Below are 18,281 nucleotides of genomic sequence, written 5' to 3'. Positions count from 1 at the left end.
CACCCGTCAGCCGATGTACGGGGCCGCCGTCACGGTGGAACCGAAGACGAGGTGGCCGTCCTGGTGGCCCGTCACGACCACCGTCTCCTCCCCTCCGGGCGCGCCGTCGTGCAGGCGTTCGGCCTCGATGAAGCACGGCACGTCGAGTTCGGCGTAGCGCTTGAAATCGCCGGAGATGTTGAGCGGCAGGAGGGAGGAGCGGCCCAGGGCGGCCGACGCGGCCTGCCGGGCGGCCTCCAGCAGCACCATGCCCGGAACGTGGTCGACCGGGTGGTCGAAGAGGATGGGGTGGAGGGAGTCCACCCGGAGCTGCCAGCGGTCCGGTGTACCGGTGGGTGACAGGACCACGTCGGTGGGCGAGATCCGTCCCACGCTCTGCGGTGCGACGGGAGCGGTCAGGGGCAGCGGCTTGTGGCCGGGCAGCAGGGTGTGCGGCGGGCGTATGCGCCGGTACACGGCGGGAGTGGTGCAGGTGTAGGAGACGCGTCCCGTCGCGACGACGTGGCCCGCGCGGTGGACCACGGCCTCGTAGTTCAGGCCGCCCAGGTCACCGTTGCGCCGTCTCACCTCGGTGCAGCTGACGTCGATGTCGAGGGAGGCGGGGGTCCTGCTGACCTGGAGGTGTTCGGGGACGACGGTGACGCTGAGGTCCCACAGCAGGAAGTGCTGGCCGAAAGGGACTCCGTATTCGGCGTGGCCCAGCAGGCTGCCGATCTGCCGAATCGTTTCGACGCACATGAGGGGGTCGTGGTAGGCGCCCGCGATGGGCGTGAAGAAGCTGTGGGAGCGGGGCCACTGCGCGCTGACGGCGAATCGGCTGTGGTCGACCCGTTCCCAGTCGGTGAGAAGGACTTCGGCGACCGAGGCACGGTGCACTAATTCCTTCGGGACGGTGGAGGTGAGCGAGGTGAAGCGGTTACCCCGTTGTCCGAGCGGAGGGGTGGTCGTCCGCCAGGCCGGTTCGTAGCCCGCTGTGCGCTCGACTTGAAACGTGCTCGCGCTCATTGTTCCCCCTAGGCAGCGCTGGCCGGTTACAGGTGTGACTGCGAGAAAAATATATACCAACCGGTTTTTTATCCAGAGGGATCGCGACCCTTGGCCATGAAAAATACGGAAGGTGAGATTCCGGCAACTCGTACCTCCCCCTACCGTCCGTGCCGCCACCCCTCATCCGGCGTCGGGTCTCCGCCACTCGCACTGAAGCATCTCAAGGGGGCCCCTCGGGGCGCGTGGACCGGTTGTCGGACGTCCGGTGAACCCCCGGGGACGAAGAATGGCCGATTCGCATGGGGAGCCCCGGTTTGCGCGCGGGTCGCGGGCCGGCTCCCCGCCCCCCGCGGGCCCGTCGGTCCCCGTGGCACCGGTAGGGGTTCGGGGCGGGTGACGCGCGGGCCCCTCCGTGCACAGACCCCCGCAGTACACGGGTGGTGCGCGGGTTCCGGGGCCGGTGTGCCGCCGATGCGGGCGGCGGGGCGTGGCCGCCGGGTGGGTCGCGGGCGGGGTGTGTCGCCCCACGGGTTTCGTTCACCGTTTGCCCACGTGAAGATTCCTGCATATGTCGTCGGCCCGCGGGGGCGTGCGGCGGAGCCCGCCCGCCGCCGATCCGGCCACCGGTCGCGAGGGGGGAGGCGGACCGGCGCGGGCCGGCGCCGCCGCCGGACCGGCCTGGCGGCGGCCGGTCCGCGGGCCGGAGTGCGCCGGGTACCGGCCCGTCGGCGGAGCGGGCGGCCCTGAGGTTCGAGCGGTGTTCCGGCGGGGCTCCGGTGTCGTTCCAGTGACTGCTGAGCGCGAATGCCGGTGAGCAAACCGCTAAAGCGGTTTGTATTGATCGCGCCAGTGGCGCGGTGATGCCCTTCTGCGGTCTGAACCTGGCGGCGGGGCGGTCGGTGCGGAGGGGCCGCAGGGGCGTGCGAGCCAACCACATGGTCGGTTCTCGGCCGTTTCGTGGCTGGCCGGGTACCCCTCTCGGGGCGACTCTTCTTGCCTTCCGGGCCCCTGGGGAGGCCTGGCGTCGGCCTTCTGGCCAGGTAAGTCCCAGTTCAGGGGGTGCGCTTCAGGGGTTGATGCGGTCGGTAGGGGGCGAAAAACGGTACAGCCGGTTTGGTATTGACAAACCGGCCCGGCTGTTTTTTGCTCATTCCAGCGAAAGTCGAGGGCTCATCCATGGACGAAGCAGGGGAGTACGGCGTGGACATCGATGTACTGGGCGCACTGACCGTGCGGGAGAACGGGGTCTCCATCACGCCGACCGCCGCCAAGCCCCGTCAGGTGCTGGCCCTGCTCGCGCTCCACGCGGACCAGGTGGTCCCGGTGTCCGCGCTGATCGAGGAACTGTGGGGCGAGCAGCCGCCGCGCAGTGCCCGTACGACGCTCCAGACCTACGTGCTCCAGCTGCGCGGCCTGATCGCCACCGCGCTGGAGGGCACCGACGGGACGCGGACCCCCAAGGACGTGCTCGTCACGCTGCCCGGCGGCTACATGCTCAGCAGCGCCGGCGGGACCAGCGACGTCCGCGAATTCGACCGGCTGGCCGGAATGGGCTACCGGGCGATGGACGCGGGCGACTTCCCCGGTGCCGCACGGCTGCTGCGCGAGGCGCTGGCGCTCTGGTCCGGGCCGGCCTTCGCCGACGTGGAGGGCGGTGTCCAGCTGGACATGGAGACGCGGCGCCTGGAGGAGACCCGGCTGTGCGCGCTCGACCAGCGCATCGAGGCCGACCTGCGCCTGGGCCGGCACCGCGAACTGCTCGCGGAACTGACCGTCCTGGCCAGCCGCTACCGCATCCACGAGAACCTGCACGGGCAGTTCATGCTCGCCCTCCACCGCTCCGGCCGCCGCGGCGAGGCGCTCAGCGTCTACCAGCGGCTGCGCGCCACCCTCGTCCGCGAGCTCGGCATCGAGCCGTCCTCCGCCCTGCGCAGTCTCCAGCGGTCGATCCTGATGAGCGGCCCCGAGAGCCCGGCGGAATCCCCGGAGACGGCCCGCAAGCGGCTCGCCCGAGTGGGCTGACGGATCATTTGAAGATCATTTGCCCACTCCTTTCCGGAACCTTCCGGAAATCCGCGGAACGAATTTGCGCATCAGGCAAGCGGAACAGAAGCGACCGAACTGATCTGCGGGCTGAACAGGGGTTCTGGCAGCCAATCGGAAGACGGCGTTTCGAATCCCGCGGCTGTTCGCCCCCTTCGGAGGTCTGCTCGACGTCGGCTTGAGAACGCGGTGATGCCGCCCTGGGCTGCCTTACCGTCATCGGGTCGAATACTGAAAACCGTGAGTATCTCGACAAAATAACGGAGGGGAGACGGGAGACCGTGGAGATTCAGGTTCTGGGTCCGTTGAGTGCCGAGGTCAACGGGGCATCGATCGTTCCTACGGCGGGCAAGCCGCGTCAGATCCTGGCGCTTCTCGCGCTCTACCCGGGCCGGGTGATGCCCGTACCGACCCTGATGGAGGAGATCTGGGGGACCAAGCTCCCGGAGAGCGCCCTCACCACCCTGCAGACGTACATCCTGCAGCTGCGCCGCAGACTGGGCACCGCGATGGGACCGGGCGCCCCCGGCACGGCCAAGGACGTGCTCGCGACCCGGCACGGAGGCTACCTGCTCCAGATCCCGCAGGAGTCGGTGGACGTCCACGCGTACGAGGCCCTCGTGGCCGGTGGCCAGAGCGCCTTCGACGAGGGCGACGACGAACGCGCGGCGCAGATGCTGCGCAAGGCCCTCGACCTGTGGCAGGGACCCGCCCTCGTCGACGTCAAGGTCGGGCCGATCCTGGAGATCGAGGTGCTGCGGCTGGCGGAGAGCCGGCTGGTCACCACCGAGCGGCGCATCGACGTGGACCTGCGCCTGGGACGGCACAGCGAACTCCTCGCCGAGCTCACCGAGCTGATGGCCAGGAACCCGCAGCACGAGGGGCTGCACTCGCAGGCGATGGTCGCGCTGTACCGGTCCGGACGGCAGGCCACCGCGCTGGACGTGTACCGAAGGCTCCGGGCCCGGCTGATCGGTGAACTCGGCGTGGAACCCTCGCAGCAGCTCCAGCGCCTGCACCAGGCGATGCTCCGGGTGGACCCGGCGCTCGACGTGGCCGCGGGCCCGCGCCGCAGCTCGACCTTCGACCTCTACGCGGCCTGACGCAGCGGGTCGCCCGGGGCGGCGGTCCGGGTACGGCGGGGCCGTGGCAGGGCGCGCGTCGACGGCTCCAGCGCGGCTGGGCGACGGCGTGAGCGGCTCTCCATCCGGTGGGACCAGGCTCGTCGCGACCCGGTGTGCGCCGACGCCCCGGTGGACGAGGGGAGAGGCAAGCCATGGACCGGCTGGAGCTCACGGAGCTGGCCCGCATCCTGCGGATCTGGGGAGGCGAGGAGGAGTGCGCGGAGCTGAGCGAGGACGTGCAGGACCTGTACTGGGACGAGCTCGGCTACGACTCGCTCTCCGTCCTGCAGGCCATCGGCTCCATCGAGCGGAGGTACGACGTACTCCTCGACGGTGAGCTGCTCGAACTGGCGGACACGCCGAGGAGCTTCCTGCGGTGCGTCAACCAGGTCCTGCGCAGCCGGGCCGCCGCCGCGGTGTGATCGCGGGTACCGGCGGGGCGGGCCGCGGGCGGAAATCGAGCGGCATTCCAAGGGGACTCCGGCGGATACAGACAGACTCTGCGTCAAGCGTTGAGAGAGGTGTCTGATGTCTGTCGAGCGAGTACACCGGATGTCACACGCGGTCGACGCGGCCGCACCGGCCGGGGTCCTGTACAACGTGGTGGCCGACACGGCGCCTTGGCCGCTGTTCCTGCCGGACACCGTGCACGTGGAGAGGCTTGAGTTCGACGGCACCACGGACCGGTACGCCCAGTGGGCGATCGCGGACGGGACCGCGCGGCCGTCGCTGTGGCGGCGGACCCTGGACGCGCACCACCGGCGCGTCGGCTTCCGCCAGGAGCGTCCGGCCGACCCCGTGACCACCTCCGGCGGCTCGTGGAGCGTGGAGGAGCTTGCTCCGGGCTGGTCGCGGCTGTCGCTGGAGCAGGACATCACCGTCGCCGGGAACCGGACGGCGGATGTCGCGCGCGTGCTCGCGTCCGCACAGGCCGAAGCCCGCGGTGTGCTCGGCCGACTGGCCGCCCTCGCGGAGCGCTGGCAGAGGATCGACGGGCTGCTGCTGTCCTTCGAGGACTCGGTGCGGATCCCGGGACCGGCCGAACCCGTCCACGAGTTCCTCTACCGGGTGGGCTCCTGGCCCGGCCGGGTCGCGCACGTCGTGGGCGCCGACGTCACGGAGGACCGCCCGGGGGTGCAGCGCACCCGCCTGGTCAACCTGGCCGACGACGGCTCCGCGTACACCACCGAGGAGGTGCGGGTGTGCTTCCCGGCGGCCGGCCGCATCGTCTTCAAGCGCACCCGGCCGCACCCCCTGCTGGCCGCGCACGCCGGGGAGTGGTCCGTCGAGCCGGACGCCACGGGGGTCACCGTGGTGTGCCGGCACGACGTCCTGCTGGACGCGGGCGCGGTCGAGCGGATGCTGGGACCCGGCGCGGACCCCGCGCGGGCGGGCCGGTACGTGCGGGAGGTGCTGGGCCGCGAGAGCCTGGCCACCCTGGAGCCCGCGCAGCAGTACGCCAGGGAGTCGGTCAGGAGCCTGCGGCCGGTGTGAGCGGGCCGGGCGGCCGACCCTGGCCTCCCGGCAGGGCGGGCGCGGGCGGACAGGACCCGGCCCCTGGCCCGTACCCCCGATCGCGGGGGTACGGGCCAGGGGCCGTTCCGGTGTCGGTCGCGGCGGTCGGCGGCCGCCGTGGCGGGGCGGGGGCCGCCGTTGGGGCGGGGGCCGCCCCGGCGCGTCAGGAGCCGCGGCCGGCGGCACCCAGGGCGCGCAGGGTGGCCGGGGTCGCCAGACAGGGCATGACCACCCGCCAGAACCCGGCCAGCGTGCGCGGGGCGAGCCACTGGGCGTCGTCCCGGCCGAGCACCTCGAAGCCGAGCGTGGCGGCCACCACCGTCGTGGTGACGCTCTGGCGGTTGAGGCCGGGCAGCAGGGAGTCCTCGTGCGCCGCCTCCGTCAGCAGCCGGTGGACGTACTCGTGCCACTCCCCGGGCAGGGCGAACGACGACGGGTAGGTGGGCTCCCGGCTGAGCTGGAAGCCGGCCCGTGCCACCACGTCGGACAGGAGCAGCCCGGCGAGGGCGTGGGAGCTGTCCGCCAGGGCCTGGAGGGCCGAAGTGCGCCGCGCGTACACCTCCCGGGCCGCAGCGCGCAGTGCCCGCGCGGCAGCCGCCTCGACGGCCGCCGCGATCGCGGCCTTGTTCTCGAAGTGGAAGTGCAGCGCGCCCGGGCTGACTCCGGCTCCGACGCTGATCATGCTCAGCGTCGCCTCTGCGTACCCGCGCCGTCCGAACACCCTGGCCGCCGATTCGATCAGTGCGCGGCGGGTGCGGACAGCGCGTTCTTGTTTGATCACGCATAGCTCCTGTATCAGTTTCCTTCTATTATTAAACCGTCCCGTTGGTATTGGAAGCGGGTGTGGGTCCCTCCGGATGGCCTGATCAACGTGGTTTTTCGCCTACTGATGGCCCGATTTAACCCTTTTATCGAGAGCCTGGCCATGTTTTGTGGGCTTTGACAAACCGACGCAGCGGTTTGTATCTTCTTGACGTTGACCCAACCGAGCTTGAGGGAGGGGGGCAGATGAACCAGCGGACCATGGCTGTGCTGGAACCTCACACAGTCGCCGCGGGAGCGAACGGCGGTTTCTCACCGGCCGAAGGCCCGAGAACACCGCAGCACACGCCGACGCAGTCGGCGCTGTGGCGGATCCTCATCGTGGAGAGCAACTCGGCCGAGGCCGAGACGCTGGCGCGCGGTCTGCGCCGGCACGGGCACGAGGTCGACATCGTGGGTACCGGTGGCGAGGCGCTGCGCAGCTACGTTGACGCCGACCTGGTGCTCCTCGACCTGGAACTGCCCGACCTGGACGGCTTGGAGGTCTGCCGGGGCATCCGCGCCGCCCACGAGATCCCCCTGATAGCGGTCACCGCCCGGGGCAGCGAACTCGACCGGGTCCTCGGCCTCCAGGCGGGCGCGGACGACTACCTGGCCAAGCCCTACGGATTCCGCGAACTGATGGCCCGCATGGAGGCCGTCATGCGCCGGGCGCGCCCCACCCGGCCCGTCGCCGCCACCATCACCCGTGGTCCGCTGCGGATCGACTCGGGGACGCGCGAGGTGACGCTGGACGGGGTGCCCGTCGAGACCACCCGCAAGGAGTTCGACATGCTCTACCTCCTCGCGTCCCATCCCGACACCGTCATCCCCCGCAAGATGCTGATGCAGCAGGTGTGGGGCGACTCCTGGTCCCGCCGGACCGTGGACACGCACGTGAGCACCCTGCGCAACAAGATAGGCGCCGGATGGATCATCACCATCCGCGGCGTCGGCTTCCGGTTCGGCCAGGGCTGAAGCCGCCCGCCCCGCGCACCCGCGCGGGAGCACGCAGACCACCGCAACGAGCCGAGGGGGGAACGACATGACGGTCACGGCACTGTGTCACGGGGAGGGCTGCCGCGGCGCCGGAGCCGACGGACGCCCCCGCCGGCGTACGGTCCGGGGCAGCCGGCTGTGCCGGACCTGCCGGGACCACCTCTCGGCGGGCCTCGGCGAACTGGCGCACCTGTACGAGGAGTGCGGGCGCGTCCTCGGCGGGATGACCCCCGGCAGCCTGCGCGAGCGGACGACCGGCGGCGAGCTGCCCGGACTCCCCTTCAACGGGGCCGCGGCCGACGTACGGGCCCGGATGGTCTCCGTGCTCGGCTCCTGGGGCGGACTCGTCGCACAGGAGCGCGGGTTCCCCGCACCGCCGCGCACCGTCGCCGCCCTGACCGCCTTCCTGCAGCGCAACGCCGACTGGATCGCCGCCCACCCGGCGGCCGCGGAGGCCTCCGAGGAGATCGCCCGCCTGGTCCGGTCCGGACGCCGCGCCGCCTTCCCCGACCCGGCCCGCACCTTCCGCCTCGGCGACTGCCCCGAGGCCGGCTGCCCCGGAGCCCTGGCCCTGTCCGTCCGCGACGCGGACCGGACCGCCGGCCGGGCGGTCGTGTGCGACACCGACCCGGCCCACCGCTGGACCAGCGACCGGTGGAGCGAGCTGAGCGACTCCATGGAGGCCGGGCGGGCGCCCGGCGCCGCCGCGCCGGCCACCGAACGCTGGCTCACCGCCGGCGACATCGCGCAGCTGTGGCACACCCCGACGGGCACCGTGTACCGGCTGGCGAGCGAGGAGCGGTGGCGCCGGCGCAACCGCGCGGGCCGTACGTACTACAGCGAGAGCGACGTCCGCGCCTGCTTCGACCGCCGCGCCGCGGCCCGCACCTGAGTCACGTCCCACCGGCCGGACGGAGCGGTCTGACCTGGTCTTGACATTCCCTTGGCCGTTCTCCGACCCACCGGACCGGCCCTTGTGGAACCTGACCGAGTCCTGAATCCAGCACCATTGAACGGCCGCTCGCGTCCGAAGAACCTTGTAGTCAAGATCCGGTGCACTGTCTCCGGAGGCGAATTCAAGGAGTCGTGATGGACGCACCGGTCATCGTCGTCGGCGCGGGCCCCGCGGGCATGATGCTCGCGGGCGAACTGCGGCTGGCGGGAGTCGCCGTCGTGGTCCTGGAGCGCCTGGAGCGCCGCACGGGCGAATCGCGCGGCCTCGGCTTCACCGCGCGCACGCTGGAGACCTTCGACCAGCGCGGCATCCTCGCGCGCTTCGGCGACATCGAACGCAGCACCCTCGGCCACTTCGGTGGCCTGCCCCTCGACTTCGGCGTCCTCGACGGAGCCTGCCAGGCGGCCAAGACCGTTCCGCAGTCCGTCACCGAAACGCACCTGGAGGAATGGGCCACGGGCCTGGGCGCCGACATCCGGCGCGGCCACGAGGTGCTCGCGCTGCGCGAGGACGAGGACGGCGTCGAGGTCGAGGTGCGCGGGCCGGACGGGGTCCACACCCTGCGCGCGGCCTGGCTGGTGGGCTGCGACGGCGGGCGCAGCACCGTGCGCAAGGCGGCCGGCTTCGACTTCCCCGGCACGGCCGCCACCATGGAGATGTACCTCGCCGACATCAAGGGCATCGAGCTCAAGCCCCGCATGATCGGCGAGACCCTGCCCGGCGGCATGGTGATGGTCGGCCCGCTGCCCGGCGGCACCACCCGCATCGTCGTCTGCGAACGCGGCACCCCGCCGCGGCGGCGCGAGGCCCCGCCGTCCTTCGAGGAGGTCGCCGCCGCCTGGCAGCGGCTGACCGGCGAGGACATCTCGGCCGCCGAGCCGGTGTGGGTGAGTGCCTTCGGAGACGCGGCCCGGCAGGTCACCGAGTACCGGCGCGGCCGCGTACTGCTGGCGGGCGACGCCGCGCACATCCACCTGCCCGCGGGCGGGCAGGGCATGAACACCGGCATCCAGGACGCGGTCAACCTCGGCTGGAAGCTGGCCTCCGTGGTCCGGGGCCGGGCGCCGCTCGCCCTGCTCGACACCTACCACGGGGAACGGCACCCGGTCGGCAGGCGGCTGCTCATGAACACCCGGGCCCAGGGGCTGCTGTTCCTGAGCGGCGCCGAGGTGCAGCCGCTGCGCGACTCCCTGCGCGAGCTCATGGCTTACGAGGACGTGGCCCGCCACCTCGCGGCCATGGTGACCGGACTGGAGATCACCTACGACGTCGGCAGGGGCGGCCACCCGCTGCTCGGCCGCCGGATGCCCGGACTGGAACTGGACGGGCCCGGCGGGCGGACCTCCGCCACCGCGCTGCTGCGTCCCGCCCGGGGCGTTCTGCTCGACCTGGCCGACAACCCGCGGCTGCGCCAGCGCGCCGCCGCCTGGGGCGACCGGGTGGACACCGTCACCGCCCGCCCCGTCGGCCCGCCCGGGGGCGAGCTGCCGGACGACACCACCGCACTGCTGGTCCGGCCCGACGGGTACGTGGCCTGGGCCGCGCCCGGCAGCCACCACGACCTGCCGATGGCCCTGGAGCGCTGGTTCGGCCCCGCATGAGGCCCGCCGGCCGACCCTGAGCGCCGCGCGCCCGACGGCCCGAGCCAGACGGCCGTAGCCCGACGGCCCGAGCCCGACGGCCGTAGCCCAACGGCCCGAGCCCGACCGCCGTAGCCCGACCGCCCGAGCCCGACGGCCGTAGCCCGACCGCCCGCGTCCCGACGGCCATCGCGCCGGTCCGGGGGAGCGGCGCGTCCGGCTGCCCGCGGACGAGCACACCAAGAGCACCGCACGCGCATCCCCGAGCACCTCACGAGGAGAGACCACCACCATGGCAACGCCCCTGGCAACCATCGAGCGCGCCCCGTCCGGACCGGCCGGGGAACGCCGTGAGATCGTCCGGGCCGCCCGTACGGTCCTGGCCCGCGAGGGCTGGACGCGCTGCACCGCCGGGGCCACCGCGGCCGAGGCGGGCGTGCTGACGGACACCGTCGCGCAGCACTTCCCCGACCACGAGCAGCTGCTGCTGGGCGTGCTGCTGGACAGCTCCGCCTCCGTGGCGGCGGCCCTCGCGGCCGTCGCCGACAGCTACCTCGAAGAGATCACCGACCTCGAAGCGGACCTCATCGCCCTCGGCCGGGCCTGGCTCGCGCCGCTGGAGGCCTTCCGCGAGCACTTCGCCATCGTCCGGCACATCAGCGCCGAGGTCACCCGGCTGCCGACCGAGGCCGTCGAGAAGTGGCAGGCGGCGGGTCCCCGGCAGGCCCGTCGCGAACTGGCCCAGCGGCTGCGGCGCCTGGCGGTCCGCGGCCTGCTCGACATCCCCGACGCGGACCAGGCGGCGGAACGGTTCATCCTGCTGGTCCCCTCCACCGTCGTCCAGCGCTCCTTCCTGGGCGCGCTGCCGGTGCCCCAGGAGGAAGCCGACGCGCTGATCGCGGACGGCGTCGCCGACTTCATCCGCCTGTACCACGCCTGACCCCCCGCCCTCCCCTCACGGAAGAGAGAGACAACGCATGCAGCACAGCAACCTGATCGTGGCGCGGATGGACAGCATGTCGAAGGACCAAGTGACCCGTCTCTTCTCCGAGTTCGACAAGACGGACATGCCGGAACGGATGGGCACCCTGCGCCGTCGCCTGTTCATGTACAAGGGCCTCTACTTCCACCTCCAGGACTTCGCCGACGACGACGGCGGCCGACGCATCCAGGAATCCCGTACGGACCCGCGCTTCATGAGGATCAGCCACGACCTGCTGCCCTTCATCCAGCCCTACGACCCGGCCACCTGGCGGACCCCCGCCGACGCCATGGCCACCCGCTTCTACGACTGGTCGGCGTCCGAGTGAGCACCGGCCGGGCCGACACGAGGGGAGGGCCGCACCGGTGGCTCGCCGGGTAGTGATCACGGGGCTCGGGGTGCTGGCGCCGGGAGGAATCGGCACCCGCGATTTCTGGAGCCTGCTCAGTTCGGGGCGCACGGCGACGCGCGGGATCACCCGCTTCGACCCCTCCGGCTTCCGGACCAAGGTGGCCGCCGAGGCCGACTTCGACCCGCTCCTGCACGGGCTGACCCCGCAGGAGGTCCACCGCATGGACCGGGCCGCCCAGTTCGGCGTGGTCGCGGCGCGCGAGGCGCTCGCCGACAGCGGCCTCGACCTCGCCGCGCTCGACCCCCACCGCACCGGGGTCAGCGTCGGCACCGCCGTCGGCGCGATCGGCGGACTCGACCGCGCCTACCGGGTGGCCGGCGACGACGGCCGCCTCGCCCAGGTCGACCACACCCGGGCGCCGGAGCACCTGTACGAACAGTTCGTGCCCAGTTCCTTCGCGGCCGAACTGGCCTGGGCCGCCGCGGCCGAGGGACCGGCCACGGTGGTCTCCACCGGCTGCACCTCCGGGATCGACGCCGTCGCCCACGCGGCCGACCTGATCCGCGAGGGCGTCGCCGACATCATGGTCACCGGAGCCACCGACGCCCCGATCACCCCGCTCATCCTGGCGGCCTTCGACGCGGTCAAGGCCACGACCTCCTACGACGACCGGCCCGAAGCCGCCTCCCGGCCCTTCGACGCCACCCGCAAGGGGTTCGTCCTCGGCGAGGGCGCGGCCGTCTTCGTCCTGGAGGAGCTGGAGAGCGCCCGTCGGCGCGGCGCGCACCTCTACGCCGAGATCGCCGGCCACGCCTCCCGGTCCAGTGCCCACCACATGACCGGGCTGCGCCCCGACGGCCGCGAACTGGCGGAGGCCGTCACGGTGGCGCTCGACGAGGCCCGGCTCTGCCCCTCCGACCTCGACTACGTCAACGCGCACGGCTCCGGCACCCGGCAGAACGACCGCCACGAGACCGCCGCGTACAAGCTGGCCCTCGGCCGGCACGCCTACCGGACCCCGATCAGCTCGGTGAAGTCGATGATCGGGCACTCGCTCGGCTCCATCGGCTCCATGGAGATCGCCGCGTCCGTCCTCGCGATGGAGCACCACGTGGTGCCGCCCACCGCCAACCTGCGCACCCGGGACCCCGAGTGCGACCTCGACTACGTTCCGCTCGTCGCCCGGGATCACCGTACCGATGCCGTCCTGACCGTCGGCAGCGGGTTCGGCGGGTTCCAGAGCGCGATGGTGCTGGCCCGCCCCGACAGGAGGACCGCATGAGCAGGACCCTGGTCACCGGTATCGGAGTGGCCGCCCCCAGCGGGCTCGGGGTGGAGGACTTCTGGGCGGCGACCCGGGTCGGCAAGAACGCCATCGCGCCCGTGACCCGCTTCGACGCCTCCTCCTACCCCGCCCGGCTGGCCGGGGAGATCCACGGCTTCGACCCCGCCGAGCACCTGCCGGGACGCCTCGTCCCGCAGACCGACCGGGTCACCCAGCTCGCCCTCGTCGCCGCAGACTGCGCCTTCGCCGACGCGGGCCTGGCACCGGGGGACATCCACCCCTGCGACATGGGCGTGGTCACCGCGGCCGGTTCCGGGGGCATGGAGTTCGGCGAGCGGGAGCTGCACAACCTCTGGAGCCGCGGCGCCAAACACGTCAGCGCCTACCAGTCCTTCGCCTGGTTCTACGCCGTCAACAGCGGGCAGATCTCCGTCCGCCACGACCTGCGCGGCCCCGCCGGCGTCGTCGTCGGCGAACAGTCGGGCGGGCTCGACGCCCTCGCCCACGCCCGGCGCCAGCTCCGCAAGGGCACCCGGCTGATCGCCGCCGGCGGGTTCGACTCCTCCCTCTGCTCCCTGGGCTGGGCCGCGCACCTGGCCGGCGGACTCGTCTCCACCGTCGCCGAACCCGAGCGCGCCTACCTGCCCTTCGACGAGGCGGCCGCCGGCTACGTACCGGGCGAGGGCGGGGCCCTGCTGATCCTGGAGGACGAGGACGGCGCCCGCGCCCGCGGGGCCCGCACCATCCACGGAGAACTCGCCGGGCACGCCTCCACCCTCGACCCCCGCCCGGGCAGCGGACGCGAGCCCGGTCTGCGCCGGGCCATCGACGCGGCCCTCGCCGACGCGGGTGTCCACCCCGTCGAGGTCGACGTGGTCTTCGCCGACGCCGCCGGCACCCCCCGCCTCGACAGGGAGGAGGCCGAGGCCATCACGGCCGTCTTCGGGCCCCGGGGGGTGCCGGTCACCGCGCCCAAGACGATGACCGGCCGGCTGAACTCCGGTGCGGGGATGGTCGACGTGGCCGCGGCGCTCCTGGCCATGCGCGAGGGGCTCATCCCTCCGACCACCAACGTCACCCTGTCCGCCGCCTACGACATCGACCTGGTCACGGCGTCGCCCCGCACCGCCTCCGTGGAGACCGCGCTGGTCCTCGCCCGCGGCCGCGGCGGCTTCAACTCCGCGGTCGTGCTGCGTTCCGTCGACTGACGGACGCCGCCCACCGGCGTCCGCCCACCCCGCCCCCGTCCGGCCCGGACGGGAGCTCCCCGTACCCCGCGGCCGCGACTGGCCGGCCGCGGAAGACCGATGAAGGGACCCTCCGTGTCCAAGCAGCAGTTCACCTTCGACGACCTCAAGCGCATCCTCCTGGAGGGCGCGGGCGCCGACGAGGGCGTCGACCTCGGCGGCCCCATCCTCGACACCGACTTCGAGTCGCTGGGCTACGAGTCGCTGGCCCTCCTGGAGACGGGCGGGCGGATCGAGCGCGAGTTCGGCATCACCCTCGACGACGACGTCTTCTCCGACCACAGCACCCCCCGTTCGCTCGTCGAGGCCGTCAACGAGAGCCTCCGGGCCCTCGTCAGCGCCTGACGCGGACCGTCCCCAGTACAGCCTGGCCCAAGAGAGGGAGTACGCCCATGGCCATCGAGCAGGACTGCACCGAATCCCAGGTGATCGTGGTCGGCGCGGGCCCTGTCGGTCTGCTGCTCGCCGGGGAACTCCGGCTCGCGGGCGCGGACGTGGTGGTCCTCGACCGGCTCGCCGCGCCGACCACCGAATCCAGGGCCTCCACCCTGCACGCCCGCACCATGGAGATCCTCGACAGCCGGGGTCTCCTGGACGCCCTGGGTGACGTACCGGGCGAGGAGGCCGGCCACTTCGGGGGGATCCCCTTCGGCCTCGGCCTGCCGGGCCCCCACCCCGGGCAGTGGAAGGTCCCGCAGGCCCGGCTGGAGGAACTGCTCGGGCAGTGGGCCGCCGACCTGGGCGCGGACGTGCGGCGCGGCCACGAGCTGACCGGGCTGTCCGACACCGGCGACGGGGTCCTCGCCGAGGTGCGCGGCCCCGACGGCACGGCCCTGGCCTTCCGGGCCGCGTACGCGGTCGGCTGCGACGGCGAGAACAGCGCCGTGCGCCGGCTGGGCGGCTTCGAGTTCCCGGGCACCGACGCCGGGCGCGAGCTGCTGCGGGCCGACGTGACGGGCATCGACGTCCCCGCCCGCCGCTTCGAACGGCTGGAGGGCGGACTCGTCGTCGCGGCCCGCCGCCCCGACGGGGTGACCCGGGTGATGGTGCACGAGTTCGGGGCGCGGCCCCGGGGCTCGGCCCCCTCCTTCGAGGAGGTCGCCGACACCTGGAAGCGCATCACCGGCGAGGACATCGGCGCGGGCACCCCGCTGTGGGTGAACTCCTTCGACGACGCCTCCCGCCAGGCCGCCCGGTACCGCCGGGGCCGGCTCTTCCTCGCGGGGGACGCGGCGCACCAGCAGATGCCCGTCGGCGGCCAGGCCCTCAACCTCGGGCTCCAGGACGCCTTCAACCTGGGCTGGAAGCTGGCCGCCGCGGTCACGGGCCATGGCGGCGAGGCACTCCTCGACAGCTACCACGAGGAACGGCACGCTGTCGGGCGGGCCGTGCAGGGCAACATCAGGACACAGGCGCTGCTGCTGCTGGGCGGACCCGAGGTCGACGCGGTCCGCGAGGTGTTCGCGGAACTGACCGGTCACGAGGACGTCCGCACCCACCTGGCCGGGATGATCTCGGGCCTCGACGTCCGCTACGAGGTCGGCCCGGGCGACGGCCCGCTGCTCGGGCTGCGGCTGCCCCCCGTCGACCTCGTCGGGGAAGAGGGGGCCACCACCACCGCGGAGCTGCTGCGCCAGGGCCAGGGGCTGCTGCTGCTGGCGCCGGGCGAGGAGGCCCTCGGGGCGCGGCTGCGCGCGGCCGCGGGGCCCTGGGCGGGCCGGGTGCGCGTCGCGACGGCCGCGTCCGCCCCGGCGGCGGACGGGCGGGACCTGCCCGGCGGTGTCGCCCTGCTGGTCCGGCCCGACGGGCACGTGGTCTGGTCGGACACCGGGCCGGGCGCCGACGGGACGGACGCGGCCGGGACGGGTGACACCGCCCTGACGGCCGCCCTGGAACGGTGGTTCGGGGCGGAACCGGCGCGGACCCCGCACCGCCCCGCCCGCCGGGACCCGGTCAAGGTCGCGCCGACGGCGGCGCCGGTACGGGAACGGAGCAACGGCATGGAGCGCCTCGCGGGCAGGACGGCCCTGGTCACGGGATCGAGCCGGGGCATGGGCCGGGCGGCCGCGATCCGGCTGGCCGAGGAGGGCGCGCTCGTGGCCGTCCACTACACCAGCGACGGGGAGGCCGCCCGGGAGGTCGTCGCCTCGGTCGAACGCGACGGCGGCCGCGCCTTCGCGGTACGGGCCGAACTCGGGGTCCCCGGGGACGTGGACGGGCTGTTCGCCCTCCTGGAACAGGACCTGCTGGACCGCACCGGCAGCACCGACCTGCACATCCTGGTCAACAACGCCGGGGTGATGGGCGGGGTCGGACCGGACGCGATCACCCCCGACCAGTTCGACCGGATCTTCGCGGTCAACGCGAAGGCCCCGTTCTTCCTGATCCAGCGGGCGCTGCGGAACATGCCCGACGGCGGCCGGATCATCAACATCTCCTCCGGCCTGACCCGGTTCGCCAACCCGGACGAGATCGCCTACGCGATGAGCAAGGGAGCCCTCGAACAGCTCGCCCTGCACTTCGCGAAGGCCCTCGGCCCGCGCGGCATCACCATCAACTCGGTGGCGCCGGGCATCACGCGCAACGGCAACCCGGTCTTCGACGTCCCCGAAGCCGTCGAACAGATGGCGGCGCTGTCCACCTTCAACCGTGTCGGCGAGCCCGATGACGTCGCCGACGTGGTGGCCTTCCTCGCCACCGACGAGGCCCGCTGGATCACCGGCTCCTTCGTCGACGCCACCGGCGGCACCCTGCTCGGCTGAGCCGGACGCCGTCGGCCCGAAGACCGCCGGCGCAACCCCGCGCCGCGCCGGCGACGGGGCGGGCCGCCGGGGATCCCTCCCCGGCGGCCCGCCTCCCCTTTCCCGTGGCGCCCATGGCTCCCGCGGTTCCCGAGTCCTCCGTATCCACCGTCTGGCGAAACGTGAGCATGCAGTACCCGACGAGAACCCCGCCCGTCGGCGAGCGGCCCCGGGCCCGGTCGGCCCTGGTGTCCGTACTCGCCGCGAACATGCTGGTCGACGCATTGGAGGTGTCCGCGACCCTGGTGGCGCTGCCGTCCGTCGGCGCCGACCTCGGACTGTCCGTCCCCCAACTGCAGTGGCTCGTCAGCGGGTTCGCCGCGGGCTTCGGCGGGCTCCTGCTGCTCGGCGGCCGGCTCGTCGAACACCTCGGCCGCCGCCCGGTCTTCCTCGCCGCGCTCCTCGTCTTCGCCGCCGCCTCCCTCGGGGGCGCGCTGACCGACAGCGCGGCCCTGCTGACCGTCACCCGCGTGGTCAAGGGCGGCTGCGTGGCGCTGACCGCCCCCACGGGCCTGGCCATCGTCATGGCGGCCGTCCCCGACGGCCCGGCCCGCCGCCGGGCCGTGTCCCTCTACTCCTTCTTCGGCGCCGCCGGGTTCTGCGCCGGCCTGCTCCTGTCGGGGCTGCTCACCGGCTCCGGCTGGCGCTGGACCTTCGCGTTCCCGGCCCCCGTCGCCCTGCTGCTGTTCGCGGTCGGCCTGGTGCTCGTACCCCGGGACCGGCCCGGTCCCCGCCCGGCCGCCGGGGACCGGTGGCGGGCGGTGACCGCCGCGCTCGCACTGACCGCGACCGTCCTGCTGCTGGTGGACGGACTCAGCGGCCTCGGCGCTCCGGCCGGGCAACGGCACCGCGCGGCCCTCGCGTTCGCGGGGGCACTGGTGTGCGCCACCGTCCTCGTACGGGCCGAACGCACCGCCGCGCGCCCGCTCCTGCGGACCGCGCTGCTGCGGCACGCGCCGCTGCTGCGCTCCGCGCTGGGGGCGGCCGCGCTCAACGGCTCGTACGTGGGCTTCCTGCTCATCGCCACCCTCCACCTGAGGGAGGCCGGCTGGAGCCCCTGGCAGACCGCGGTGGCCTTCCTTCCGGCCGCCGCACCGCTCGCGCTGAGCGCCCTGCACTCGGCGCGGATCGCCACCCGGCTGGGCCCGGCCCGCGCCGTCGCGGCGGGCGCGGCCGCCGCACCGCTCGGCTACGCCCTCTACCCGCACACCGGCGGGGGGCCGGTGCACCACACCGACCTGCTGCCCGCGACCGCCTGCGTGGGCGTCGCGTTCGTGCTCGCCTTCACCGCCCTGCACCTCCAGGCCACCGCTTCGCTCCCGCCCGGACTCCAGGCGGCGGGGGGCGGGCTCTACCAGACCTGCGTACAGCTCGGGGCGGCCCTGACCGTGGCCCTGACGTCCGCGCTGTACGCGGCCGGCCGGGGCTCCGCACTCTGGCTGGTCACCCTCGTCGGCCTGGCCGGCGCGGGCGTCGCCCTCGGTGGGCTGGCGCCCGCGCGCGGCCGTCACCCTCCCGTGCCGGGATCCCCTCGTCTTCCCGACCCGGCACTCCCGACCACGGACGGACGGGGACACCCGTCCGTCCCGACCCGGAAAGCACTATGAACA

At 73.4% G+C, this 18,281-nt stretch carries 16 protein-coding genes; 14 read left to right on the top strand and 2 right to left on the bottom strand.

Annotation, left to right across the window (positions count from 1 at the left end):
- Positions 1-6: 6 nt before the first annotated feature.
- Complete coding sequence (locus tag OG295_RS41410; protein ID WP_331733613.1) at positions 7-1,005, bottom strand: ScbA/BarX family gamma-butyrolactone biosynthesis protein; 999 nt, start codon at positions 1,003-1,005, stop codon at positions 7-9.
- Between the two features lie 1,182 nt (positions 1,006-2,187).
- Here OG295_RS41410 and OG295_RS41405 point away from each other — a divergent pair.
- The 4 genes from OG295_RS41405 (at position 2,188) to OG295_RS41390 (ending at position 5,648) form a co-directional block, all read left to right on the top strand.
- Complete coding sequence (locus tag OG295_RS41405) at positions 2,188-3,009, top strand: AfsR/SARP family transcriptional regulator (protein WP_331733713.1); 822 nt, start codon at positions 2,188-2,190, stop codon at positions 3,007-3,009.
- A gap of 302 nt (positions 3,010-3,311) precedes the next feature.
- Positions 3,312-4,133, top strand: a complete 822-nt coding sequence (locus tag OG295_RS41400) for an AfsR/SARP family transcriptional regulator (protein ID WP_266845283.1) — start codon at positions 3,312-3,314, stop codon at positions 4,131-4,133.
- A gap of 173 nt (positions 4,134-4,306) precedes the next feature.
- Complete coding sequence (locus OG295_RS41395) at positions 4,307-4,576, top strand: phosphopantetheine-binding protein (protein WP_331733609.1); 270 nt, start codon at positions 4,307-4,309, stop codon at positions 4,574-4,576.
- 106 nt (positions 4,577-4,682) lie between these two features.
- The gene (locus OG295_RS41390; protein ID WP_371681555.1) at positions 4,683-5,648 is read left to right on the top strand and encodes an aromatase/cyclase; all 966 of its coding nucleotides are present in this window, start codon (positions 4,683-4,685) and stop codon (positions 5,646-5,648) included.
- A gap of 184 nt (positions 5,649-5,832) precedes the next feature.
- Here the strand turns inward: OG295_RS41390 and OG295_RS41385 are convergent, their stop codons facing one another.
- Entirely contained in the window at positions 5,833-6,450 is a 618-nt protein-coding gene (locus tag OG295_RS41385) for a ScbR family autoregulator-binding transcription factor (RefSeq protein ID WP_331733604.1), read from the bottom strand.
- 227 nt (positions 6,451-6,677) lie between these two features.
- Between OG295_RS41385 and OG295_RS41380 the strand changes: the two genes are divergently transcribed.
- The 10 genes from OG295_RS41380 to OG295_RS41335 all read left to right on the top strand — a co-directional run bounded on the left by OG295_RS41380 (position 6,678) and on the right by OG295_RS41335 (position 18,278).
- Positions 6,678-7,448 (top strand): response regulator transcription factor, encoded by a 771-nt coding sequence (locus tag OG295_RS41380; protein WP_266845275.1) that lies wholly within the window; start codon positions 6,678-6,680, stop codon positions 7,446-7,448.
- A 67-nt stretch (positions 7,449-7,515) separates the two neighbouring features.
- On the top strand, positions 7,516-8,361 hold the full coding sequence (locus OG295_RS41375; protein ID WP_331733600.1) for a hypothetical protein: 846 nt from the start codon (positions 7,516-7,518) through the stop codon (positions 8,359-8,361).
- Positions 8,362-8,558: 197 nt separating this feature from the next.
- A complete protein-coding gene (locus OG295_RS41370; RefSeq protein WP_331733598.1) occupies positions 8,559-10,025 on the top strand; it encodes an FAD-dependent monooxygenase in 1,467 nt (488 codons plus the stop codon).
- 271 nt (positions 10,026-10,296) lie between these two features.
- A complete protein-coding gene (locus tag OG295_RS41365) occupies positions 10,297-10,944 on the top strand; it encodes a TetR/AcrR family transcriptional regulator C-terminal domain-containing protein (RefSeq protein WP_331733596.1) in 648 nt (215 codons plus the stop codon).
- Between the two features lie 37 nt (positions 10,945-10,981).
- The gene (locus OG295_RS41360; protein ID WP_266845268.1) at positions 10,982-11,314 is read left to right on the top strand and encodes a TcmI family type II polyketide cyclase; all 333 of its coding nucleotides are present in this window, start codon (positions 10,982-10,984) and stop codon (positions 11,312-11,314) included.
- 37 nt (positions 11,315-11,351) lie between these two features.
- Positions 11,352-12,620: a beta-ketoacyl-[acyl-carrier-protein] synthase family protein gene (locus tag OG295_RS41355; RefSeq protein WP_331733593.1), complete on the top strand. Its 1,269-nt coding sequence runs from the start codon at positions 11,352-11,354 to the stop codon at positions 12,618-12,620.
- Positions 12,617-13,831, top strand: coding sequence for a ketosynthase chain-length factor (locus OG295_RS41350; protein WP_331733591.1), 1,215 nt, complete (start codon positions 12,617-12,619; stop codon positions 13,829-13,831). The genes OG295_RS41355 and OG295_RS41350 overlap by 4 nt, the downstream gene beginning before the upstream one ends.
- A 114-nt stretch (positions 13,832-13,945) precedes the next feature.
- Complete coding sequence (locus tag OG295_RS41345) at positions 13,946-14,215, top strand: acyl carrier protein (RefSeq protein WP_266845263.1); 270 nt, start codon at positions 13,946-13,948, stop codon at positions 14,213-14,215.
- 47 nt (positions 14,216-14,262) lie between these two features.
- On the top strand, positions 14,263-16,632 hold the full coding sequence (locus OG295_RS41340) for an SDR family oxidoreductase (protein ID WP_331733587.1): 2,370 nt from the start codon (positions 14,263-14,265) through the stop codon (positions 16,630-16,632).
- A 167-nt stretch (positions 16,633-16,799) separates the two neighbouring features.
- On the top strand, positions 16,800-18,278 hold the full coding sequence (locus OG295_RS41335) for an MFS transporter (protein ID WP_331733710.1): 1,479 nt from the start codon (positions 16,800-16,802) through the stop codon (positions 18,276-18,278).
- The last annotated feature ends 3 nt before the right edge of the window (positions 18,279-18,281 follow it).

It is taken from the genome of Streptomyces sp. NBC_01276, assembly GCF_041435355.1.
GTDB lineage: Bacteria > Actinomycetota > Actinomycetes > Streptomycetales > Streptomycetaceae > Streptomyces.
The sequence above is the reverse complement of the archived record's forward strand: the minus strand, read 5'-3'. Positions and strand labels throughout refer to the sequence as shown.